Raw genomic sequence first — 23,067 nt, 5'->3', positions numbered from 1 at the left:
TATTAGGAGATTTGAATGTCCAATGTAACCATGCGCCAAATGCTGGAGGCCGGCGTACATTTCGGTCACCAGACGCGCTATTGGAATCCCAAGATGGCTCCGTATATTTTCGGCGCGCGGAGCAACATCCATATCATCAATCTGGAAAAGACTATACCTCTGTTCAATGAGGCCATGAAATACCTCGAACAGCAGGCGGCCAACAGAGGCAGAGTTCTTTTCGTCGGCACCAAGAGAACCACCCGCAAGGTCATCGAAGATGAAGCCAAGCGCTGTGGTATGCCTTATGTGAATTATCGCTGGTTGGGCGGAATGCTCACCAATTTCAAGACCATCAAACAATCTATCGCTCGCATGAAAGAGCTTGAAGCGATGCGGGACGACGGTCGCTTGCAGCGGTTCAACAAGAAGGAAGCGCTCGGCATGATGCGCGAGTTGGAGAAGTTGGAGCATAGTTTGGGCGGGATTCGGGATATGGACCGGCTTCCGGAGGTGTTGTTCATTATGGATGTAGGCTATGAAAAGAATGCCATCAGCGAAGCGAAAAAGCTGGGCATTCCGGTCGTCGGCATTGTCGATACCAACAACAGCCCGGTCGGCATCGACTATGTCATACCGGGCAACGACGACTCCATTCGTGCTGTTCAGCTGTATGCGCAGAGCGCCGCGACAGCCATCCTGCAAGGCAAGGCGCACAGTCTCGATTTTGCCGGAGGGGAAGACGAATTTGTGGAGATGGAGTCAAATACCGAGACGAGTTCGGATTCCGCTGCGGAAGCGGCTAGCGCATATGCCGAGTAAGGCATGCGTTTTTCGTGCCTGAATGCGTTGATACGCTCAAAACGCCTCCATCAGGGGGCGTTTTTATAAGCGTAAATGCTTGAATAGCGATGATAAGCAATTAATGATGAGGTTCGGTCAATGAATATCAGTGCCGCAATGGTGAAGGAGCTCCGCGAACGCACCGGTTCGGGGATGATGGAATGCAAGAAGGCGTTGCAGGATGCCAACGGTGATATGGAAGCCGCAGTTGAGTTGATGCGGAAAGCGGGTCTCGCGAAAGCAGACAAGAAGTCTGGCCGCACTGCCGCCGAAGGCCGTATTTCTACGAAAACGAGTGCCGATGGTAAGCGTGCGGTCATCGTGGAAATCAACTGCGAGACCGATTTCGTCGCCAAGGGCGATGATTTCGTAGAGTTCGTCAATAACGTCGTGCAAACCGCATTGGATTCGACAGCTAGTTCGCTCGACGAATTGCTCGCTACTGTGATGCCGTCCTCGGGATCCAGCGTGGAGGAAACGCGCCGGGCTATGGTTGCCAAAATCGGCGAGAATATCAATGTGCGGCGGTTCGAGAGCATTACATCGGAAAGCGGTAATATCGCGAGTTATTTGCACGGAACCCGGATCGGTGTTCTTGTCGAGTTGGTCGGCGGTGATCAGGAGTTGGGTCGGGATATTGCCATGCACGTCGCGGCTAGCAAACCCTTGTGCGTGGACGAAAAAGGCGTGCCTGCCGAAACGGTCGCCAAGGAGCGGGATATCGCCAAGGCGCAGGCTGAAGCCGAAGGGAAGCCTGCTAATATCGTCGAGAAAATGGTAGAGGGCAAGATCAAGAAATTCCTGGGGGAAGTTACCTTGCTCGGTCAACCTTTCGTCAAAGATCCCGATCAGACTGTCGGTAAGTTGCTGAGTAGCCGAGGAGCTAGCGTAGGTCGCTTTGTACGATTCGAGGTTGGCGAAGGCATAGAAAAGGTAGAAAGCAATTTCGCCGAAGAAGTGATGGCACAAGTAAGAAACAGTTAAACTTTCGTGAGTAAACCTCTGGCGGAGTGCTTTGCACGGCGACCCGTCAGGGGTTTGCGGATAACCAATCGACAACACAGAATTTGAACCGATGAGCGCGCCTAAATACACCCGAATTCTGCTGAAGTTAAGCGGCGAAGCGCTTATGGGTGAACAGGGAAGTGGTATCGACCCACAAACGATTAAGCGTCTAGCGCACGAAATAAATGATTTGTGTCAGATCGGTGTCCAGGTGGGGCTGGTCATTGGGGGCGGCAACATCATACGTGGCTCGGAAAAGGCATCAGAAGGCTTGGATCGGGTTACCGGCGATTACATGGGTATGCTGGCCACAGTCCTGAATGCCCTTGCTATGCAGGACGCCCTTGAAAAACTCGGGCAGCCGGTCCGCGTCATGTCGGCTTTGAAAATCAATCAGGTTTGCGAGGATTACATCAGGCGTCGTGCAGTCCGACACCTTGAGAAAGGGCGGGTAGTCATCTTTGCTGCGGGTACCGGCAATCCATTTTTCACGACGGATTCGGCAGCCAGCCTGCGTGCGATCGAGATCAATGCCGAGTTGCTGATTAAGGCCACTAAAGTGGAGGGGGTTTATTCGGCGGATCCGCTCAAGGATTCCAATGCGCGGTTTTACTCGAGGCTGACCTATGACGAGGCCTTGGATCAACGCCTTAATGTAATGGATGCCACGGCGCTGGTTTTGTGCCGCGACCATAATATGCCGCTGAGGGTGATGAACGTGTTCGATCCCGGGGCCGTCATGCGCGTGGTTCTGGGCGAAGATATTGGATCCTTAATTGAAACCGGTAGATAACCATGATCGACGATATTCAAAAACGGACTGCGGAACGAATGAAGAAGAGTATCGAGGCGCTCAAGCATGAGTTTGCCAAGATAAGGACCGGCCGAGCTCATCCCAGCCTCTTGGATCACATCATGGTGTCTTACTACGGCAACGAGGTACCGTTAACGCAAACGGCCAACGTCGCTGTCGAAGATGCCCGAACACTGACCGTGACCCCATGGGAGCGCAGTATGGTTCAGGCTATCGAAAAGGCGATCATGACGTCCGATTTGGGGCTGAATCCCTCGACTGCCGGTTCGGTAATCCGTGTCCCCATGCCGCCGCTTACCGAAGAACGGCGGCGCGACCTGATCAAGGTCGTGCGTCACGAAGCCGAAAATGCCCGGGTCGCGATTCGCAATATACGGCGCGATGCCAATAATGAGCTCAAGGCTGCGTTGAAGGAAAAGCAAATCTCGGAAGACCAGGAGCGACGCAGTCAAGAGCAAGTTCAAAAATTGACCGATCAGTACATTAAAGACGTCGATGGTTTGCTGAGCGAAAAGGAAGCGGACTTAATGGCAATTTAATCGGTCCCTTCCGGTCGTGTCGAAATTCGGCTCTTTCTTCAATAATTATCAGCCAGTATTCGATGGTGCCCCCGGCGAAACCGATTTCACTCAGGAACGGTTGGGCATCTCGTTTTCCAAAATGATGATCAGTTCGGAACCTAAATATGGAAGTGCCCGCTGTCCCTATCGATGATGACCGGCTGCCCCGCCATATCGCCATCGTTATGGATGGTAATGGCCGTTGGGCAAAAAAGCGTTTTCTGCCGCGTACGGCTGGGCATCGCGCCGGTGTCTCGGCAGTACGAAAGGTTATCGAACACTGTCTGAAGCGCCGAATCGAGGCGCTCACCCTGTTCGCCTTCAGCAGCGAAAACTGGCGGCGTCCTCCGCAAGAGGTGTCTCTGCTCATGGAGCTGTTTTTGACAACCTTGGAGCGGGAAACCGAAAAGCTTCATGAAAATGGCGTCCGGCTTCGGGTGATCGGCGATCGGGCGGCGTTTTCGCCCGCGCTGCAGGAAAAGATTTCGGCCGCCGAAAGGCTTACCAGTTCGAATACCCATTTGAACCTGACCATCGCGGCTAATTACGGCGGCCGCTGGGATATTTTGCAGGCTGCCCGTGCGCTGGCCGAAAAGGTCGCACGAGGCGAGCTGTGTTCCGGAGACATTAGCGCGGATGTCTTTGAATCTCAGTTGACCCTGACGGATCTGCCCGAGCCCGATCTTTTCATTCGCACCGGTGGCGAACAGCGGATTAGCAATTTCTTGTTGTGGCAGCTGGCTTACACCGAACTCTATTTCACGCCTGCCTTGTGGCCAGATTTCGACGAACAATCACTCGAACTCGCGTTGAACGACTACGCAAGTCGACAGCGCCGCTTCGGATATACGAGCGAGCAAGTCGAGGATCTGGTTCCAGAAAACGTTTGCACTAAGACAAGCGAATCCCGTTAATTTTGCTATTTACGAGACAGTCATGCTGAAAAATCGAGTCATTACCGCTTTGGTGCTGGCGCCGCTCATTATCGCCGCGATTTTATTCTTGCCCGCTGACGGTTTTGCGGTGTTTTGGGGCGCGATTATTTTAGCTGGCGCTTGGGAGTGGGCGAATCTTTCCGGTCTCGGTAGCTTATCGTCGCGTCTCAGTTTCGTCGGTGTGGTGTTCGCTTTTCTGCTTGCTGCGCGGTATTTCGCCATCGACTGGGCACCGGGTGAACTGCCTGAGTGGTTTTACTGGCCCGTAGTGGCCTGGTGGTTCGTGTGGGGAATCGCGTTCCGTCGGATACCTGAGCGTTTGGTCAAGATCCAGTATCCGCTTGCTGCGAAACTGGCCGCCGGTGCATTCGTGCTGATCACCGGTTGGATCTTGATGGTCTGGCTGCGCTTGAATTTTCGTCAGGAACAGGTTTTTTATCTGGTATTTCTCGTTTGGGCGGCCGATGTGACGGCTTATTTTGTGGGCAAGCGCTGGGGCCATACCAAGTTGCTGGAACCGATCAGTCCCGGCAAGACCGTTGAAGGGGTTTATGGGGCCTTGTTCGCTGCGGCGGTCCTGGCAATTGCGGTAGGGCTATTCGCAAAGCTCGAAGCTATCGCCCTTGCCGATTTCGTGTTCCTGTCTTTGTTTACAGTGGCAGCGTCAGTATGCGGCGACCTTTTCGAAAGCCTAGCAAAGCGCGTTCGCGGGGTGAAGGACAGTGGCGCCGTATTACCGGGGCACGGTGGAATTCTCGATCGCATCGATAGCTTGCTGGCGGCAGTTTCGATCTTTTATGCCGGTTCGTTGCTGCTCGGAGTATTTTTGACGGCGGAGTTGGAAACAAATATCGTCATTCCCGAGGAGCTGCCTGCTGAAAGTTCCGGAGACATAACGCCTCATGACGAGGAGGGGACAAACGATGAAGGTTTTGTGGAAGAAGGCGTCGTAAACGAAGAAAAATCTCCCTCGAACAAGGGAGCCCATTAAGATGAAAGGCATTTGCATTCTTGGCTCGACAGGATCCATTGGCGTCAGCACGCTCGATGTGGTTGCACGGCATCCGGATCGTTACCGGGTCGTGGCGCTTACCGCGAATAACAATCTGGACCGGCTTTATGAGCAATGTCAGCAGTTCCGGCCTTCATATGTGGTTCTCCGTAGCGAAGGGCAGGCTGAAGAATTGAGACGGCGGCTCTGTGCTGCTGGGCTGCCGGATACCGAAGTGCTAAGCGGCACGAAATCTCTGGAAGAGGTGGCCATGTTGCCTGAAGTGGATGGCGTCATGGCCGCTATTGTCGGGGCGGCGGGGCTTTTGCCGACTTTGGCGGCGGCAAGAGCCGGCAAGACCGTATTCTTGGCGAACAAAGAGGCGCTGGTGATGTCGGGGCAGCTTTTCATGGCCGAGGTTGCCAAGTCGGGCGCCAAGCTGCTGCCGATCGACAGTGAGCACAATGCCATTTTTCAGTGCATGCCGGCAGATTACTGCGCCGGTCAGACGGCTTCCGGCGTCCGGCGGATTTTGCTTACCGCTTCCGGCGGTCCTTTTTTGCGTAAGCCATTAGATGAGTTGGACGACGTAACGCCGGATCAAGCCGTGGCTCATCCCAACTGGGTTATGGGGCGGAAAATTTCGGTCGATTCGGCTACTATGATGAACAAAGGGCTAGAAGTGATCGAAGCATGCCTGTTGTTCAACATGCTGCCTGAGCGCATTCAAGTCGTTATTCATCGGCAAAGCGTCATTCATTCGTTGGTCGATTATGTCGACGGGACGGTGCTGGCGCAAATGGGTAGCCCGGATATGCGTATTCCCATCGCCCATGCCTTAGCTTGGCCGGAGCGATTCGAGTCTGGGGCGGAACCTCTGGACCTATTCAGTGTCAGACAATTGGACTTCGAGGCACCGGATGAAGCTCGTTTTCCATGTTTGAGTTTGGCTTATCAAGCTGTTCGTGCAGCCGGAACGATGCCGGCTATTCTAAATGCCGCGAACGAAGTGGCCGTTTCGTCGTTCTTGGATCGTAAGATACGGTTCACGGATATTCCAGAGACAATCAAGCATTGCATGGCGACTATTGTGCCGGGCCCCGCCAATACAATCGATGCCGTTCTCGATGCGGACCGAATCGCTCGCTCGACGGCCGAGTCATATATCAATCGGCTAGCGGTGTATTAACGCTCCCATGTTTTCGCTCCTTCATACGCTTTTTTACTTCATCGTAGCGTTAACAATCCTGATCGCCTTTCATGAGTTGGGCCATTTTTGGGCTGCGCGGAAATTAGGAGTTAAGGTTATCCGGTTTTCGTTGGGGTTCGGGAAGATTCTCTGGCGTCATCAAAGAACGCCTGATAGCACCGAATTCACCGTGGCGGCGCTTCCCTTGGGCGGCTATGTGAAAATGGTGGATGAACGGGAGGGAACAGTAGCACCGGCTGATCTGCCTTATGCTTTCAACCGTCAATCTCTAATTCGTCGCGTAGCGATTGTATTTGCAGGACCGTTCTTCAATTTCATTTTAGCGATTCTGGTCTACTGGGCGGTTTTCATGATCGGCGAAACCGGCATGCGCCCCGTGTTGGGACCCGTGGCCAGCGGCTCGTTGGCGGCTCAGGTCGGGTTTGCGGAAGGCGACGAGATTGTGGCTGTGGCAGGTGAAGCGACGCCTACCTGGAACCAAGCCATGGGCGAATTGCTGGAGCGAATCATGGAGGGTGAAGCGATTCCCGTCGACGTCAAGACGAAGGGCGGTGAACAACTGCAGCGAACCCTGACGGTACCGGAGGAACTCGCACAGCAGCCTAATTTATTGTATCAGCGCCTGGGCATTCGTCCTTGGGAGCCGGATATTCCGCCGATTATCGATAGGGTCGAGCCGGGCGGTGCGGCGGAGAGAGCCGGGTTGCAGGCTGGCGATAGGCTGGTAAGTGTGGACGGCAGACCGATTAGGACATGGCGGGAGTGGGTGGATCATGTGCGCGCCCATCCCAACGCTTCGCTCGAAGTCGTCGTGGAGCGCGGTGGCGAGCGCTTGTCTCGCTCGGTAACGCCGACGCCGGTTGAATCGGAAGAAGGTCGTATCGGGAGAATAGGCGCTGCAGTTCAGATACCCGAGCACCTTATTGATGCAATGCAGGTAGAGTATCGTCTCGGCGTGCTTCCTGCGTTTGTGGCCGCAGTAGAAAAAACCGGCGATTACTCCGTTTTGACTTTGAAAATGATCGGGCGGATGCTGGTCGGTAAAGCAGGCATCGAAAACCTGAGTGGTCCGATCAGCATCGCTCAGTATGCCGGAAAATCGGCGAGCATAGGCTTTAGTCAATTTCTTAAGTTTCTCGCCATTGTCAGCGTCAGCTTGGCCGTGTTGAATTTATTGCCGATTCCCGTGCTCGACGGCGGACATCTCATGTTTTATCTGGTCGAGGCTGTCAAAGGCAGTCCCGTGTCGGAGCAGACGCAAGCGTTCTTTCAGCAAATCGGCTTATTCATTCTGTTATCCTTGATGAGTCTGGCATTCATTCTCGACATCGAGCGTTTGCTGACATAAATCGAAACCGAAGCAACCCACGGATACATTCATGAAAACACATTGGGGCGTCGCATTCTTGGGCATGGCGGCTCTTTTTTTCGGGCCGGCCTATGCCGACAATAAAGCCATTGAACAAGCGTTAAAGGACGCTTTGCCCGGAGTCAAGCCGGATTCGATCACACCGTCCGCCATGTCGGGGCTTTACGAAGTCGTTGTTGGGCCGAAGCTGTTCTATGTTTCGGAGGACGGTCGGTATTTGTTTCAGGGCTCGATGATCGATATTAAGGCGCGCGAAGATTTAACGGAAGGCAAGCTGGCCGACGCTCGAGTCAGTTCTCTGAAAAAAGTCGGCTCAGACAACATGATAGTCTTCAAGCCTAAGAGTTCGAAGCACTTGCTATACGTGTTCACCGATATCGATTGCGGCTACTGTCGAAAACTGCATTCGGAGATCGATCAGTATCTAACGGAAGGTATCGAGATTCGTTACCTGTTTTTCCCGCGCGCTGGCGAAGGCTCTGATTCCTACAAGAAAGCGGTGTCGGTGTGGTGTGCGGACGATCGCAACGCGGCTTTGACCAAGGCGAAGCGTGGCGAGACCATCGAAAACCGGCAATGCGACAACCCGGTAGATCGGCATCTGACACTGGGAACGCAAATGGGCGCCGCCGGAACGCCCATGCTTGTCACCGAGAAAGGGAACATACTGCCGGGATACGTGCCGGCTAGTCAATTGGCCAAGATTTTGGCTCAAGAGAGCGAAAAATAAGCGCCCATTTAGGCGTGGTCGACTCCAGCGTCTTGCTCTCAGTTCGTCAAGTCCTTTAGGGTGAACAGCAAGTCCAAGGCCTGTTTGGGCGTGATTTCTTCGGGTCTGATCGTTCTGAGCAGATCCAACGCAGGGTGAGGCTCGGCATTCGCGAAAAGGTCGAATTGCCGTGCTTCGCTTTGATGTTCCGCATAGGTCTGGTTCTCCAGAACCGTCAACTTCTTGCGCGCGTTGTCAATCACCGTTCTCGGCACGCCAGCCAGAGCAGCCACCTGGAGTCCGTAGCTCTGGTTGGCCGGGCCGTCCTTGACGGCATGAAGGAACACGACCCCATCGCCGTGCTCTACTGCGTCCAGATGGACGTTCTGTACCCCGGGGCACTCGTCAGGCAGCGTAATCAATTCGAAGTAGTGGGTCGCAAAAAGCGTGAACGCCTGGATCTTGCGTGCCAAGTAGTCGGCCGTTGCCCAGGCCAGCGCCAAGCCATCAAAGGTGCTGGTGCCGCGACCGATCTCATCCATTAGCACGAGACTTGATGATGTCGCGTTATGAAGGATGTTCGCGGTCTCGGTCATCTCGACCATAAATGTCGATCGGCCGCTGGCCAAGTCGTCGGAGGCACCGATCCGGGTGAAAATCCGGTCGATCGGGCCTATCATCGCCGCTTCCGCAGGCACGTAGCTGCCGATATGAGCCATTAAGACGATAAGTGCGGTTTGGCGCATATAAGTGGATTTCCCGCCCATATTGGGGCCGGTGATAATGAGCATGCGGCGGTCGGAGTTGAGTTCCAAATCGTTGGGGACAAACGGCGTATCGGCAACCGTTTCGACGACGGGATGGCGGCCGCCTGTGATGCGAATGCCTGGTTCCTTGATTAGTAGGGGCATGGTGAGGTTCAGGCTTTCGGCGCGCTCGGCCAGGTTGGCCAAGACGTCCAGCTCCGAGAGCCCTGAAGCGCAGTCCTGCAGCGCTTTTATCGACGTGCCAAGAATATCCAATAGCTCGTCATAAAGGGCTTTCTCAAACGCTAGGGAGCGTTCCCGTGCGCTCAGCACCTTATCTTCAAAGGCTTTTAGTTCTGGCGTGATATAGCGCTCGGCACCCTTCAAGGTTTGGCGCCGGATGTAGTCTGCCGGGACCCTGTCGGCCTGCGTGCGGGAAAGCTCGAGATAGAAGCCTTGCACACGATTGTATCCGACCTTTAGGTTTGATAGCCCAGTTCGCTGGCGTTCCCGCTGCTCGAGGTCAACCAGGAAGCGTTCCGTGTTTTGGCTGAGGTTGCGTAGTTCGTCCAGTTCCGGATGGTAACCTTCGGCAATGACGCCGCCATCGCGGATCAGCATAGGCGGGTTTTCTATGATCGCGCGATCGAGCAGTTGGTAAATTTCAGGCTGCTCTCGAATCCGCTGCCGTATGTCCGTAAGGAGCGTGCTCTCCAGGGTTTCGAGCTGATTTAAGAGCTCGGGTAGCGTACCTAACGATGCTCGCAATACCACGAGATCCCGCGGCCGCGCCGATTTGAGCGCGATGCGGGCGACGATGCGTTCAATGTCCCCGACTGATGCAAGCACATCGCGAATGGAAGCGTAATTCCTATCTTTGCGTAGTGCCTCTATGGCCTCGTAACGCTGATAAAGAATGCGTTGATCTCGTAGAGGATGATGGAGCCAGCGTCGCAGCAGGCGTCCGCCCATGGCGGTTGAGGTGCGGTCGAGTACGCCGAACAGGGTAAGATTGACCCGACCCGACGGATGAAAATCCAATTCCAAGTTGCGCCGGCTTGCCGCGTCCAGGATGATGCTTTCCTCGCCAGTTTCTGTCCGTAACCCTTGGATGTGGGGCAGCGCGCTTTTTTGGGTGTCCTGAACATATTGAAGCAAACAACCTGCGGCGGCGATCGCCGCGGGCGAACCTTCGCAGCCGAAGCCGGAGAGATCTTGAGTTTTGAATTGAAGAAGCAATCGATGGCGTGCGCTCTCGGGGTCGAAGTGCCAAGACGGTCGCCGGGTGATCCCACGCCTTGCGGCTATGGTTGGTGGTGGCGACCATTCTTCGCTGATGAGTAGCTCAGAAGGATTTAAACGCTCCAGTTCGCCGGCTAATCTCTCCAGGCTGGTGACCTGCTGAACTGTGAATCGTCCGCCGGCCAGGTCTAATCCGGCGAGACCATAAATTTCGCCGAGCTGGACTATGGCGACCAATAGATTCTCTTTGCGATCCTCCAGCAAGGCCTCTTCGGTCACTGTGCCGGGGCTGACGATGCGTACGACCTTGCGTTCGACGGGACCTTTGGAAGCGGCTGGATCTCCAATTTGTTCACAGATCGCAACCGATTCACCGAGTTTGATCAGTCGAGCGAGATAACCATCGACGGCATGATAGGGGACACCCGCCATAGGTATGCGTTCGCCGGCCGATTCGCCCCTAGCGGTCAAGGTGATGTCCAGGAGTTGTGCGGCTTTACGCGCATCCTCGTAGAAGAGTTCGTAAAAATCCCCCATTCGGAAAAAGAGAAGCTGCTCGGGGTGTTCGGCCTTGATGCGCAGGTACTGCTGCATCAGTGGGGTATGTCTGGAGAGTGTGGTTGCTTGATCGGTCATCAGAGTAGTTTATCGGATAGAATAAAGGTCTGCGATTGAGCGAATGGCTGACATATGGCGGAGGACGAAGCGTTATACGCGTTGGCGCGCGAGGTTGGGCAGATCCTGAGGCTTCAGGAGCGAGTGCTAGTCTTGGCCGAGTCTTGCACCGGTGGGTGGGTGGCCCAATGTATCACCGATGTGCCCGGAAGCTCCGCTTGGTTCGATAGAGGGTTCGTCACCTACAGCAATCAGGCGAAGTACGAGTTGCTGGGCGTGCCGAGCGAAATCATCGAAGTTTATGGCGCTGTCAGCGTCGAAACGGTGCGAGCCATGGCTGCGGGTGCCTTGAGTCATAGTGCGGCGGGCGTGGCGGCGGCCGTTAGCGGAATCGCCGGGCCGACCGGCGGTACGCCGGATAAGCCTGTGGGCACCGTATGGTTCGCTTGGCAGCGGGGCGATGGCATCTGCCGCGTAAAACACATGCAGTTCGGCGGTGATCGGCGTCAGGTCAGGCGGCAAGCGGTTAGAGTCGCGCTTCAAGGTATTCTTGATGTCTGCCGAGATTAAAACGCTTCGTTTGTTTTTCGCTCTTTGGCCAGACGGGGCGGTACGCGCTTCACTGGCGCAGCTTGTCGATACGCTCAAGCAAACGGCTACGGCTAAGTGGGTAAAGGGGGAAAATCTTCATATTACACTGGCTTTTTTGGGAGAAGTGAATGAAGATCGGTTGCCGGTGGTCAGTCAGGTTGGCGACAGCATTGTCGGACAGTCATTTGAGCTGAGTCTCGATCGAATCGAGTTTTGGCCGAAAAAGGGAATTATCTGCCTGTCGCCCCTGAGTGCGCCGGAAGCGCTGAACCATTTGGCAAACAGTTTGACTGCCGGCCTCGGTCGAATTGGGTTTGTCATGGAAAACAGGCCATTCCGGGCGCATCTGACGCTGGCCAGGAAAGCTTGCCGCGACAGTGTGTCGTCACAGACTATCGACGATCCGATCCGTTGGCGCGTGAGTTCGTTCAGTCTGATCGAGTCCCAAATTAGCCGCGCCGGCTCACTGTATCTGGTGCGGAAGAGCTGGAACCTGCCGAGTTTTCAGGCTATTCCCGACGATTCGTCTGTGAGATAATTAGTAATTATTTACAACGGTTTAGTCAGTATTAATCTAATGGACGAAAACAAAAAGAAAGCGTTGAGTGCAGCGCTTTCGCAAATCGAAAAGCAGTTTGGCAAAGGGTCCGTGATGCGGATGGGGGATGTCCCCGCAATGCGTGACCTCGAAGTCATTCCCACGGGCTCGCTGTCTCTCGATATCGCATTGGGCTGCGGCGGTTTGCCTCGCGGACGTATCGTAGAAATATACGGTCCCGAATCATCCGGCAAGACGACTCTGACGCTCGAAGTCATTGCTCAGGCTCAAAAGCGGGGCGGGGTTGCGGCTTTCGTCGATGCCGAGCACGCCCTAGACCCCGTTTACGCGGAAAAAATTGGTGTCAATCTGGACGATTTGCTGGTATCCCAGCCCGATACCGGCGAGCAGGCACTGGAAATCGCCGACATGTTGGTTCGGTCGGGCGGCGTCGACATCGTCGTGATCGACTCAGTGGCGGCTTTAACGCCTAAAGCGGAAATCGAAGGCGAAATGGGCGACTCCCATGTCGGTCTTCAGGCTCGTTTGATGTCTCAGGCGCTGCGAAAACTTACGGCCAATATCAAGCGCTCGAATACTTTGGTCATTTTCATCAATCAGATCCGCATGAAGATCGGCGTTATGTTCGGCAATCCGGAGACGACAACCGGCGGAAATGCACTCAAATTTTACGCTTCGGTTCGTCTCGATATTCGCCGTTTGGGGGCGATCAAGAATGGTGACGAAGTGGTCGGCAACGAGACTCGTGTCAAGGTGGTGAAGAACAAAGTGGCGCCTCCGTTCAGGAATGCGGATTTCGAAATTCTTTACGGCGAAGGCGTTTCCCACGAAGGCGAATTGGTCGATTTGGGCGTGAATTACGGCATTCTGCAGAAGTCGGGCTCCTGGTACAGTCTCGGAGCGGAGCGTATCGGTCAAGGTAAGGATAACGCTCGCAATTTCCTGAAAGAGCGTCCGGAGTTGGCTGAAAGCATCGAGTCTAAGATTCGTGAAAAAGCCTTCGGCAGCAGCGCCCCTGCAGTGGGGCAGGTCGCTGCGTCCGATCCGCTTGAGGAGGCCGGATCCTGAGCGACGTTCCCGACTCGTTGCAGGCGGTAAAGGCTGCGGCCCTGCGTTATCTTTCACATCGCGAATGCAGCAGTGCGGAGCTGCGGCAGAAGCTTTGCCGCAAGGGGTATTCGGAAGCCGTGGTTGAGCAAGTCGTTGCAGATCTGGCATCTCAAGGCTTGCAGAGCGATGGGCGTTTCGCTGAAGTGTTCGCGCGCAGTCGCGCCGAAAAGGGATACGGAGCGTACCGGATTAGACAGGAGTTGCGACAGCACGGCGTCGACGTGGATAAATCGCTGGAAAATGATCGGGATTGGGACGCGTTGATCCATAAAACTTATGTCAAAAGGTATGGCGAGACCATTCCGGATTCGCTCCTAGAGCGTGCGGCGCGGGAGCGCTTTCTTAGGCGACGTGGCTTCGAATCGGATCAGATCCGCCGCTTGTTCAAACGCTTGAGATATCCTGACAGCGAATAATCCTCACAAGAATAAGAATGAAACCATCGGTAGCAGCGAAATGACCAGCGCAGAACTGCGTTCACTTTTTTTGAAGTATTTCGAGGAGCGGCAACATACGGTCGTTCCATCCAGCTCGTTGATTCCGGCCGATGATCCTACTCTGCTGTTCACGAACGCGGGTATGGTTCAATTCAAAGACGTGTTTTTGGGGCGAGAAGAGCGTCCGTACGTTCGCGCGGCCTCGGCGCAACGCTGCGTAAGAGCGGGTGGTAAGCACAACGACTTGGAAAACGTTGGATATACGGCGCGCCATCATACGTTCTTCGAGATGCTGGGGAATTTCAGCTTCGGCGATTATTTCAAGCGTGATGCGATTCATTACGCGTGGGAATTTTTGACCGGGGTTTTGAAGCTGCCGGCCGAGCGGCTCTGGGTTACGGTTTACGACCAGGATAAGGAAGCCGAGGCGATCTGGCTTAACGATGTAGGCGTTGATCCAACACGGTTTGCACGCATAGGCTCTAAGGATAACTTCTGGAGCATGGGCGACACGGGGCCCTGTGGCCCTTGTACCGAAATTTTCTATGACCATGGCGAAGGGATTCCGGGAGGTCCGCCCGGTTCGCTCAACGAGGATGGCGATAGGTACATCGAAATCTGGAATCTCGTATTCATGCAGTACGATCGTGCTCCGGATGGAACGCTTACGCCATTGCCTAGGCCGTCGGTCGATACAGGTATGGGCTTGGAGCGGATTGCTGCCGTCGTTCAAGGCGTACACAGCAATTACGAAATCGACATCTTTAAGGCTTTGATAAGGGCCGCAGCGGATCTTGCGCGAGTCGGAAGCACCGACAACAGCTCGTTGAGAGTACTGGCCGATCATATTCGCTCGTGTGCTTTCCTGATTGCCGACGGCGTTTTGCCGTCCAACGAGGGGCGCGGCTATGTGCTCCGTCGTATCATTCGAAGAGCGATTCGCCACGGTTACAAGCTGGGGATTCGCGAGACCTTCTTTTACCGGTTGGTTGGTCCGCTTTGCGCTCAGATGGGTGATGCGTATCCGGATTTGGCTGCGGCGCGGTCCATGGTGGAGCAAGTCCTAAAGAAGGAAGAAGAGCGTTTTGCCGAAACCTTGGAGCAAGGGATGAGAGTTCTGGAAGCCCATCTCAAGGGGATGAGCGGCAAGACGATTTCCGGCGATGCTGTGTTTCAGCTTTATGACACCTACGGCTTTCCGGTTGATTTAACAGCCGATTTTGCCCGTGAGCATGGTCTGATTTTGGACCTGGAAGGTTTCGAGAAAGCAATGGAGGAGCAGCGGGAGCGTGCGCGCGCGGCCAGTCATTTCGGCGTCGATTACTCCCACGATGTACATCTCGACGTACGCTGTGAATTCACCGGTTATAAGAGTTCGCATGAGGAGACAGCCGTTGAGGCGGCGCTACGGGATGGCAAGCCCGTTGAGACTCTATCGGCCGGCGAGGAAGGCATTCTGATTTTGGCCAAAACTCCGTTCTACGCCGAGTCTGGTGGACAGGTCGGCGATCGAGGCATCATTCGCGCGGGCGACAATCTGTTCGAAGTATCGGATACCCAGAAGAAGACCGGCGATTTGATTCTTCATATCGGGCGAGTATTGAAAGGCGAGTTCAAAGCCGGTTCGATTTGCGAGGCGGAAGTCGATGTCGAGTCTCGCAATGCTACGGCGCTCAATCATTCCGCGACTCATTTGCTGCATGCGGCATTGAGGAAAGTTCTAGGGGACCACGTGACTCAGAAGGGCTCCCTGGTTGATCCCGACCGGTTACGTTTCGATTTTTCCCACTTTGCGCCGGTAACGGCGGAGCAAATCGAGACGATCGAACGGTTGGTGAATGAACAGATTCGTGCCAACGATGCCGTAACGGCGGAAATGATGCCGAGGGAGACTGCCATCAAGGCGGGAGCGATGGCCTTGTTTGGTGAGAAGTATGGCGATAACGTGCGTGTCCTTCGGATCGGCGATTTTTCGACCGAATTGTGCGGCGGAATTCATGTCAAACGCGCTGGTGACATTGGCTTGTTTAAGATCGTGAGCGAAACCGGAGTGGCAGCCGGAGTTCGTAGAATCGAAGCGGTTACAGGTGAGGCCGCTGTCGATTGGATAGAGAAAAACGATCGCATCTTGCTGTCTCTCGAAGAGAGAGTGAAAGCCGGGCGGGACGCTTTGGATGAAAAAGTGAACCAGCTTCTCGAAAGAAATCGTTCTTTGGAGAAGGAATTGGACCGACTCAAAGCAAAGCTGGCGAGTGCCGCAGGTGACGATCTGGTCTCTCGGGCGATATCGGTCGACGGAGTGAAAGTTTTGGCGGCAAAAGTGGAAGAAAGCGATCCGAAAGGGCTTCGGGATATGGTCGATCAACTCAGGAATAAGCTGGGGAGCGCAGCGATCGTGCTGGGGTCGGTCAAAGAAGATAAGGTGACGCTGATCGCCGGAGTAACCAAAGATCAGATAAACCGGATCAAGGCCGGGGATTTGGTTAACGCAGTGGCCGTGCAGGTCGGCGGAAAAGGTGGCGGCCGAGCCGATATGGCTCAAGCTGGGGGGACCAATCCGGCAATGCTGGACGCAGCGTTGAAGAGCGTACCGGATTGGGTGCGGCGCCATACAGCATAATCACAGACAGACTTCTCAGAAGAACATGGCCTTATACGTACACAAATACGGCGGTACGTCGGTGGGTAGTACCGAGCGAATACGACATGTCGCCGACAACATCGTCAAGGCGCGAGGGAGAGGCGAGGACATCGTTGTTGTCGTATCTGCAATGAGTGGAGAAACCAATCGTCTGGTGACCTTGGCTCAGGAGATTCAAGCGCGTCCCGAGCCGCGGGAAATGGATGTACTGCTCGCTACGGGTGAGCAGATCACCATAGCTCTTCTGTGCATGGCTCTGCACGAAAAGGGCATCCCGGCATGCTCATACACTGGCGGGCAAGTCAGAATCGTCACCGACCGCGCCCATACGAAGGCGCGTATTTTGAATATCGACACCGATCGCATCTTGAGTGATCTCGGTCGGGGCAGGGTGGTGGTGGTAGCCGGTTTTCAAGGCATCACCGAGGATGGTGATATCACCACATTGGGGCGCGGCGGGTCGGATACCACGGCGGTAGCCCTGGCTGCGGCGCTCAAAGCGAGTGAGTGCTTGATCTACACCGACGTGGATGGTGTTTACACCACCGATCCGCGCGTTGAGCCGCGCGCCAGGCGGCTGGACCGAATTACATTCGAAGAAATGTTAGAAATGGCGAGTTTGGGATCGAAAGTATTGCAGATTCGATCAGTCGAGTTCGCCGGTAAATACAATGTCCCTCTACGGGTGCTTTCGAGTTTTAAGGAAGGCCCTGGCACGTTGATCAGTTACGAGGAAGAAAACGTGGAAAAGCCGCTAATTTCCGGCATAGCGTTCAATCGAGACGAAGCTAAGCTGACCATTATGGGTGTGCCCGATCGTCCAGGCATCGCCTATAAAATCCTTGGTCCCATCGCAAATGCGAATATTGAAGTCGATATGATTGTCCAAAATATCGGAGAGGACGGCACAACCGATTTCACGTTTACAGTGCATCGCAATGACTATGGAAAAGCTTTGGACATTCTGCATAGCACTTGCGCCGAACTCGGCGCGCGCGAAGTTGCTGGTGATGACAAGATTGTCAAAGTATCCTTGGTTGGTGTCGGGATGCGCTCGCACGCCGGGATTGCCAGCAAGATGTTCGAGGCTCTTGCAAAAGAGGGGATCAATATCCAGATGATATCGACCTCCGAAATCAAGATTTCTGTAGTTTTGAATGAAAAATATCTGGAACTCGCAGTTCGGAGTTTGCACGAAGCCTTTAATCTCGATCAGTCGGTGGAAGCGGCGTGAGGTCAAATTTTCATTATAAACATAAGAAAAACTGATATAATATAGCGCTTAACCGTTTGTGTTGGTTGGCTTGGTGTTGCGGCAAGCGGCACCATTTTAAGGTAGGTCACGAGCGACCGGAAAGGAAGGATTTATGTTGATATTGACTCGTAGAGTCGGTGAGACTCTGATGATCGGGGATGATGTAACGGTTACCGTATTAGGGGTAAAAGGTAATCAGGTTCGCATTGGTGTGAACGCGCCCAAGGAAGTTTCTGTGCATCGGGAAGAGATCTATGAGCGCATAAAAAGAGAGCAGCAGGCTCAAACACCAGAAAAAACAGCTGAGCATACGGAATAAGTCGATTATAATCTCGTCAGTTTCGGAGAGATGGCCGAGAGGCTGAAGGCGCTCCCCTGCTAAGGGAGTATAGGGTCAAAAGCTCTATCGAGGGTTCGAATCCCTCTCTCTCCGCCATTCCATTAAAGCGCAGAAGATCTCGAGTGGCGATTACCCGGTTCGGGTGGGTTCGGGAGCTGCGAGTCTGTTTTCAATCTAGCCCGTATGACGCAAATCTGTTTCAATTTTGGCGCTGAGTCTTGGTTTGGCATGATTTTGGCGGCCAAGTCTTCACATAAACAGGTTTTTCGGTAAAATATCTGGTTTTTTCGGGTTGTTCTTGCATCCTTAAGAGGAAATTTAATGGTCACGATTCGTCTTGCCCGTGGTGGCGCAAAAAAGCGCCCTTTCTATCATGTCGTTGTTGCCGACAGCAGATGTAAACGAGATGGTCGTTACATTGAGCGAGTTGGGTTTTTTAACCCGATCGCTTCCGGGAAAGACGAAAGACTGCGTTTAAATGATGCGCGTGTTCAGTATTGGCTGAGTCAAGGCGCCAAGACGACCGAACGGGTTCACTCCTTGATTAAGGAATTTCGGAAAGGCGCAGACTCGGCTGCGGCTTAAATTTATTCCCGCGACACAGGTTTACAGTGGCGCGGCAGATTGTCGCCGGTGAAGTGTTGGGTGCGTTTGGCGTCCGAGGGTGGGTAAGAGTTCGCTCACATACCGATCCGCCAGACAATATCTTGAGTTATTCGCCGTGGCTGATCGGCGATGAGAAAGCTCAAAAGGAATTTAAGATCGTCGGCGGGCGCCGGCATGGGAACACGGTCGTAGCGCATCTGGAGGGTGTGGATAACCGTGACCAAGCGTTGCAGTTATCTACGCTGAATATCTTCGTTAACAGAGAACAGTTTCAGCCAACGAAGCCAGGCGAATATTATTGGGCGGATTTGATCGGGCTTGAGGTCCGTACGACATCCGGCATTAGTCTGGGTGCCGTGACCGGCATGATGGAAACCGGTGCGAACGATGTTATGACGGTTCACGGCGAGCGAGAGCGCTTGATCCCTTTTGTGGTCGGCGAATTCGTTAAGAGTGTCGACTTGAATGAGGGTGTTCTAATCGTAGATTGGGATCCGGATTTTTAGAGCCGTAGCTCAATGCGTTTCGATGTCGTTACCCTGTTCCCCGAAATGGTCGAAAGTGCCGCCAGGTGCGGTGTAACCGGGCGGGCAATCGAAAGAGGGATTGTCGATCTCAAGCTCTGGAATCCGCGGGACTGGACCTCGGATCGGCATAGAACGGTAGATGATCGTCCCTACGGCGGTGGGCCGGGCATGGTTATGAAAGTCGAGCCGTTGCGCAGTGCAATCCGTGCGGCACGAGCTGACTCGAATCTAGCCGCAAAGACGATTTATTTGAGCCCGCAAGGCGGTTTGTTGACTCAAGATGTTGTCGTTCGTCTTTCTCGGCAGCCGAGACTTGTTCTGGTTGCCGGACGCTACGAGGGAGTCGACGAGCGCCTGATCGAAGCCGAAATCGACGAAGAGTGGTCGATAGGTGACTATGTCTTGAGCGGTGGCGAGTTGGCGGTGCTGGTGATGTTCGATGCGGTGGTTAGATTGCTGCCTGGTGTTTTAGGGCATGCAGATTCGGCTGTTCAGGACTCGCACATGGCGGGGTTGTTGGATTGCCCCCATTACACTCGGCCTGAAATGCTCGATGGCCGGCGAGTTCCTGAGATTTTGCAGAGTGGAGACCATGCTGCGATCAGACGCTGGCGCTTGAAACAGTCCCTGGGCCGAACTTGGTTAAGAAGACCAGATTTATTAGCTAAGCTTGAGCTCGATGCGGAGCAGCGGAATTTGCTGGAAGAGTTTAAACACGAATTGAAAGCCGGAACGAATTAAGGGGAATCGCAATGTCCAGTCACATTATTCAGCAACTTGAGCGCGAATGGATGAGCCAGAAAACGGTCCCGGACTTTGGTCCAGGCGACACCGTGGTCGTACAGGTGAAGGTGAAAGAGGGAAATCGCGAGCGCCTGCAGGCCTATGAAGGCGTGGTCATCGCCAAGCGGAACAGGGGATACAATTCCGCTTTCACGGTGCGTAAAATTTCTCATGGCGAGGGCGTGGAAAGGGTTTTCCAAACCTATAGTCCTCAGGTCCAGGATATTCAGGTTAAGCGCCGCGGCGACGTTCGTCGCGCGAAACTTTATTATCTCCGCAGCCGCACTGGCAAGGCCGCCCGTATCAAAGAAAAAATTTGATCGGAACGAGAAATCGCCGCGGCGATTGATGCGGGAATCGAGGACGGGCAGCGAGCGCTGCCCGTTTGTCGTATGGGGACCGAGATAAATCAGGCGCGTTTTGTGAAAACGCCATCGTTCATAAGGCATGAAGGCTGTTGGCTCGATTGAACCTCGCATTGCCGATTCGGATGGTGATCTGATCCGGCGTTTCATGAACGCCCTCTGGGTCGAAGAAGGATTAAGCGAGAACACTCAAAAAGCGTACGGAAGTGACGTCAGCCTGTTTGCCGTTTGGTTGAGCAATACGCACAAAAAATCGCTTTGCCAGGTAGAGGCGGGCGAGATAGAAGGCTACTTGGCGCTGAAATATCGTCAGAAGGCGAGTGAGCGGACCAGCGCCCGACTCCTTTCGAGCCTGCGGAAGTTTTACTTATTCGCCACTCGCGAAGGCTGCGTAGATAGAGATCCGACCGTGTCCATAGAGGCGCCTCGCATCGGGCGCCCGCTACCGAAAACGCTCACGGAGAAGGATGTGGAAGCCTTGCTGGAGGCTCCGAACACCGATGAGCCTTTAGGCTGCCGGGATCGGGTTATGCTGGAAGTCCTTTATGCCACCGGACTTCGTGTAAGCGAATTGGTCGGGCTTACGCTCGGGCAATTGAATCTCCGCCAAGGTGTCGTTCGCGTAGTGGGTAAGGGACGCAAGGATCGCTTGGTACCCATCGGCGAAGAGGCGGAAGATTGGGTGAACCGTTACCTGAAGTCGGCACGGCCGATGATCCTGAGGGGGAGACGCAGCGACGATGTGTTCGTCACGGATCGCGGAGCCGCAATGACGCGCCAGGCCTTTTGGCACCTCATTAAGCGCTATGCTTTGCTGGCCGGCATTCATAAGCCGCTTTCGCCCCATACTTTGAGACACGCTTTCGCTACGCATTTGCTGAATCATGGCGCTGATCTTCGGGTGGTTCAACTCTTATTAGGGCACAGTGATTTGTCGAGCACACAAATTTATACCCACGTCGCCCAGGAGCGCTTAAAAGACCTTCACGCCCGCTGTCATCCGCGCGGTTGAAACCGTTCTGAGCTTAGCCGAGGATTTATGATTGCGAATATACATCCTACCGCCTGCATCGCTCCGGATGCCAAACTAGGGATAGGCGTTTCGGTGGGTCCTTACGCCGTGATTGAGAGCCGCACCGAAATCGGGGAAGGTTGTCGCATCGAGGCCCATGCCGTCATTCATTCGTACGTTCGCATGGGAAGGAACAACCACGTCTGTCCACAGGCGGTCATCGGCGGATTGCCCCAGGATCTGGGGTTCGATCCTCTAACGGAAACCTATGTGGAGATTGGCGACGCCAATGTTTTTCGCGAAGGCGTGACCGTGAGTAGAGCCACCCGAAAGGGCGACGCTACGCGGATCGGCGCGAATAACTATCTGATGAACAATAGTCACGTGGCACACGACTGCCGGTTGGGCGACAACAATATTTTCGCCAGCGGTGCCACACTCGGCGGCCATGTTCAGGTAGGGGACCGGGTTTTTTTCGGGGGCGGGGTCATGGTTCACCAGTTCTGCCGCATCGGTAGCTTCGCGATCTTGCAGGGACTTGCGGGTATCAATAAAGACGTTATTCCCTTTACGATGGTAGGTGGAAGACCGGGTAAGCATTATCGGCTGAACCTGGTAGGTATGCGGCGCGCGGGGATCGACGGAGACCGTCTGAGGGCCGTATCGACCGCCTACCGGCGTTTGCGGAACAAAAAAAGCCTGGACGACTTGCCGGATACGCCGGAACTGGCCTATCTCCGTCGCTGGCTGGGGGAAGAATCGAAGCGCCACGGGACTTTGGGGTTTATCGATATACATGCCCGTGGTGAAGATTGAATCGGTCGATACATCGACGCATCCACTTTCTTTCTCAGTTTAAAAAGCGCCATGAGTTCACTGAAATGTGCCGTGATCGGAGTCGGTTACTTGGGGAAGTTCCACGCGGAAAAATATGCTGCACTTCCTGATTGCGAATTGGTCGCCGTAGTCGATACGGATCTGCGGACAGCCCAAGCCGTAGCGGATAAGACCGGTAGCCAGGCGCTGACTGACTACCGGGAACTGCTCGGCCGAGTCGATGCCGTGAGCATCGTGGTACCGACCAGCTTGCATCACCAAGTGGCCAAGGATTTCTTGGCGGTGGGAGCGCATGTGCTGGTGGAAAAGCCGATCACGGTGACGGTAGAGGAGGCCGATGAGCTTATCCGCATCGCCGAAGAAAAGTGCCGCGTGCTCATGGTGGGGCATCTGGAACGCTTCAACGCCGCTCTATTGGCTCTCGATCTGACCGAGGACAAGCCGATTTTTATCGAATCGCACCGTTTGGCGCCGTTCAAACCACGCGCCAACGACGTCAGCGTAGTGCTTGATCTTATGATCCACGATATCGATATCATCCTGGATTTGGTCGATTGTGAAGTCGACCGCATCGACGCCAAAGGCGTGCCGGTATTGACCGGTGACGTCGATATCGCCAACGCGCGCATTGCGTTCAAGAATGGCAGCGTGGCCAACGTCACGGCCAGCCGCGTCAGCCAGAAAGTCGAACGCAAGATGCGTATGTTCATGCCCAATGCTTATATTTCCGTTGATTTCCAAAATCGCGCGCTGACGCGCCATCGTAAAGGTGAGGGCGAGATGTTTCCCGGCATACCGGAAATCGTCAGTGAAGAGTCCGTGTTCGACAACGGAGATGCTCTGATGGAGGAGATCAAGCATTTCGTCGCTTGCATCCGGAACGGACGCGAGCCTTTAGTGTCCGGGCATGCCGGACGGCGCGCTCTGGCAACGGCTACCGAAATCACCCGGCTACTCAACGCCTGACCATTCACGCCTGAATGGTT

24 protein-coding genes and 1 tRNA gene are annotated in these 23,067 nt (G+C 54.4%); 24 read left to right on the top strand and 1 reads right to left on the bottom strand.

Annotated features, from left to right (window positions below; translation table 11 throughout):
- The first annotated feature begins 15 nt into the window (after positions 1 to 15).
- From rpsB to ABJK70_RS00170, 9 genes are all read left to right on the top strand, one after another.
- Positions 16 to 801, top strand: a complete 786-nt coding sequence (rpsB, locus tag ABJK70_RS00210; RefSeq protein WP_077731266.1) for a 30S ribosomal protein S2 — start codon at positions 16 to 18, stop codon at positions 799 to 801.
- Positions 802 to 921: 120 nt separating this feature from the next.
- Positions 922 to 1,806 (top strand): translation elongation factor Ts, encoded by an 885-nt coding sequence (tsf, locus tag ABJK70_RS00205; protein ID WP_077731265.1) that lies wholly within the window; start codon positions 922 to 924, stop codon positions 1,804 to 1,806.
- Between the two features lie 91 nt (positions 1,807 to 1,897).
- Positions 1,898 to 2,620, top strand: coding sequence for a UMP kinase (gene pyrH / locus ABJK70_RS00200; RefSeq protein WP_077731264.1), 723 nt, complete (start codon positions 1,898 to 1,900; stop codon positions 2,618 to 2,620).
- Positions 2,621 to 2,622: 2 nt separating this feature from the next.
- Complete coding sequence (gene frr, locus ABJK70_RS00195; protein WP_077731263.1) at positions 2,623 to 3,180, top strand: ribosome recycling factor; 558 nt, start codon at positions 2,623 to 2,625, stop codon at positions 3,178 to 3,180.
- A 146-nt stretch (positions 3,181 to 3,326) separates the two neighbouring features.
- Positions 3,327 to 4,115 carry a polyprenyl diphosphate synthase gene (gene uppS, locus ABJK70_RS00190; RefSeq protein ID WP_077731262.1) on the top strand — a complete coding sequence of 263 codons (789 nt, stop codon included), beginning with the start codon at positions 3,327 to 3,329 and terminating at the stop codon, positions 4,113 to 4,115.
- 22 nt (positions 4,116 to 4,137) lie between these two features.
- Positions 4,138 to 5,127, top strand: a complete 990-nt coding sequence (locus ABJK70_RS00185) for a phosphatidate cytidylyltransferase (RefSeq protein WP_347257227.1) — start codon at positions 4,138 to 4,140, stop codon at positions 5,125 to 5,127.
- Position 5,128: 1 nt separating this feature from the next.
- Complete coding sequence (gene ispC, locus ABJK70_RS00180) at positions 5,129 to 6,316, top strand: 1-deoxy-D-xylulose-5-phosphate reductoisomerase (protein ID WP_077731260.1); 1,188 nt, start codon at positions 5,129 to 5,131, stop codon at positions 6,314 to 6,316.
- Positions 6,317 to 6,323: 7 nt separating this feature from the next.
- Positions 6,324 to 7,685 (top strand): RIP metalloprotease RseP, encoded by a 1,362-nt coding sequence (gene rseP / locus ABJK70_RS00175; RefSeq protein ID WP_077731259.1) that lies wholly within the window; start codon positions 6,324 to 6,326, stop codon positions 7,683 to 7,685.
- A 31-nt stretch (positions 7,686 to 7,716) separates the two neighbouring features.
- Positions 7,717 to 8,436, top strand: a complete 720-nt coding sequence (locus ABJK70_RS00170; RefSeq protein WP_077731258.1) for a DsbC family protein — start codon at positions 7,717 to 7,719, stop codon at positions 8,434 to 8,436.
- 38 nt (positions 8,437 to 8,474) lie between these two features.
- Here the strand turns inward: ABJK70_RS00170 and mutS are convergent, their stop codons facing one another.
- Positions 8,475 to 11,039, bottom strand: coding sequence for a DNA mismatch repair protein MutS (gene mutS / locus ABJK70_RS00165; protein ID WP_347257226.1), 2,565 nt, complete (start codon positions 11,037 to 11,039; stop codon positions 8,475 to 8,477).
- A gap of 54 nt (positions 11,040 to 11,093) precedes the next feature.
- Between mutS and ABJK70_RS00160 the strand changes: the two genes are divergently transcribed.
- The 15 genes from ABJK70_RS00160 to ABJK70_RS00090 all read left to right on the top strand — a co-directional run bounded on the left by ABJK70_RS00160 (position 11,094) and on the right by ABJK70_RS00090 (position 23,047).
- Positions 11,094 to 11,588 (top strand): CinA family protein, encoded by a 495-nt coding sequence (locus ABJK70_RS00160; protein WP_077731256.1) that lies wholly within the window; start codon positions 11,094 to 11,096, stop codon positions 11,586 to 11,588.
- On the top strand, positions 11,572 to 12,147 hold the full coding sequence (thpR, locus tag ABJK70_RS00155; protein WP_077731255.1) for an RNA 2',3'-cyclic phosphodiesterase: 576 nt from the start codon (positions 11,572 to 11,574) through the stop codon (positions 12,145 to 12,147). The genes ABJK70_RS00160 and thpR overlap by 17 nt, the downstream gene beginning before the upstream one ends.
- Positions 12,148 to 12,186: 39 nt before the next feature.
- Entirely contained in the window at positions 12,187 to 13,236 is a 1,050-nt protein-coding gene (gene recA / locus ABJK70_RS00150) for a recombinase RecA (RefSeq protein ID WP_077731254.1), read from the top strand.
- A 17-nt stretch (positions 13,237 to 13,253) separates the two neighbouring features.
- The gene (locus ABJK70_RS00145; RefSeq protein ID WP_168175468.1) at positions 13,254 to 13,694 is read left to right on the top strand and encodes a regulatory protein RecX; all 441 of its coding nucleotides are present in this window, start codon (positions 13,254 to 13,256) and stop codon (positions 13,692 to 13,694) included.
- A gap of 40 nt (positions 13,695 to 13,734) precedes the next feature.
- Positions 13,735 to 16,335, top strand: coding sequence for an alanine--tRNA ligase (gene alaS / locus ABJK70_RS00140; RefSeq protein WP_347257225.1), 2,601 nt, complete (start codon positions 13,735 to 13,737; stop codon positions 16,333 to 16,335).
- Between the two features lie 25 nt (positions 16,336 to 16,360).
- Positions 16,361 to 17,590 (top strand): aspartate kinase, encoded by a 1,230-nt coding sequence (locus ABJK70_RS00135; protein WP_347257224.1) that lies wholly within the window; start codon positions 16,361 to 16,363, stop codon positions 17,588 to 17,590.
- 133 nt (positions 17,591 to 17,723) lie between these two features.
- Positions 17,724 to 17,930, top strand: coding sequence for a carbon storage regulator CsrA (gene csrA, locus ABJK70_RS00130; RefSeq protein WP_077731250.1), 207 nt, complete (start codon positions 17,724 to 17,726; stop codon positions 17,928 to 17,930).
- A gap of 24 nt (positions 17,931 to 17,954) precedes the next feature.
- Positions 17,955 to 18,047: transfer RNA gene (locus tag ABJK70_RS00125), tRNA-Ser, on the top strand.
- A gap of 225 nt (positions 18,048 to 18,272) precedes the next feature.
- Positions 18,273 to 18,536, top strand: coding sequence for a 30S ribosomal protein S16 (gene rpsP, locus ABJK70_RS00120; RefSeq protein ID WP_077731249.1), 264 nt, complete (start codon positions 18,273 to 18,275; stop codon positions 18,534 to 18,536).
- Positions 18,537 to 18,562: 26 nt separating this feature from the next.
- Positions 18,563 to 19,063, top strand: coding sequence for a ribosome maturation factor RimM (gene rimM, locus ABJK70_RS00115; RefSeq protein ID WP_240507009.1), 501 nt, complete (start codon positions 18,563 to 18,565; stop codon positions 19,061 to 19,063).
- A gap of 12 nt (positions 19,064 to 19,075) precedes the next feature.
- On the top strand, positions 19,076 to 19,825 hold the full coding sequence (trmD, locus tag ABJK70_RS00110; RefSeq protein ID WP_086134462.1) for a tRNA (guanosine(37)-N1)-methyltransferase TrmD: 750 nt from the start codon (positions 19,076 to 19,078) through the stop codon (positions 19,823 to 19,825).
- An 11-nt stretch (positions 19,826 to 19,836) separates the two neighbouring features.
- Positions 19,837 to 20,187: a 50S ribosomal protein L19 gene (gene rplS, locus ABJK70_RS00105; protein WP_077731246.1), complete on the top strand. Its 351-nt coding sequence runs from the start codon at positions 19,837 to 19,839 to the stop codon at positions 20,185 to 20,187.
- A 127-nt stretch (positions 20,188 to 20,314) separates the two neighbouring features.
- Positions 20,315 to 21,244, top strand: a complete 930-nt coding sequence (gene xerD, locus ABJK70_RS00100; RefSeq protein ID WP_077731245.1) for a site-specific tyrosine recombinase XerD — start codon at positions 20,315 to 20,317, stop codon at positions 21,242 to 21,244.
- Between the two features lie 27 nt (positions 21,245 to 21,271).
- Positions 21,272 to 22,060 (top strand): acyl-ACP--UDP-N-acetylglucosamine O-acyltransferase, encoded by a 789-nt coding sequence (gene lpxA, locus ABJK70_RS00095; protein WP_347257223.1) that lies wholly within the window; start codon positions 21,272 to 21,274, stop codon positions 22,058 to 22,060.
- A gap of 51 nt (positions 22,061 to 22,111) precedes the next feature.
- The gene (locus ABJK70_RS00090) at positions 22,112 to 23,047 is read left to right on the top strand and encodes a Gfo/Idh/MocA family oxidoreductase (RefSeq protein ID WP_077731244.1); all 936 of its coding nucleotides are present in this window, start codon (positions 22,112 to 22,114) and stop codon (positions 23,045 to 23,047) included.
- The last annotated feature ends 20 nt before the right edge of the window (positions 23,048 to 23,067 follow it).

It is taken from the genome of Methylocaldum sp. (assembly GCF_039794385.1).
Classification (GTDB): domain Bacteria; phylum Pseudomonadota; class Gammaproteobacteria; order Methylococcales; family Methylococcaceae; genus Methylocaldum.
Note: the sequence above shows the minus strand (reverse complement) of the source record. Positions and strands in the feature narration are given on the sequence as shown.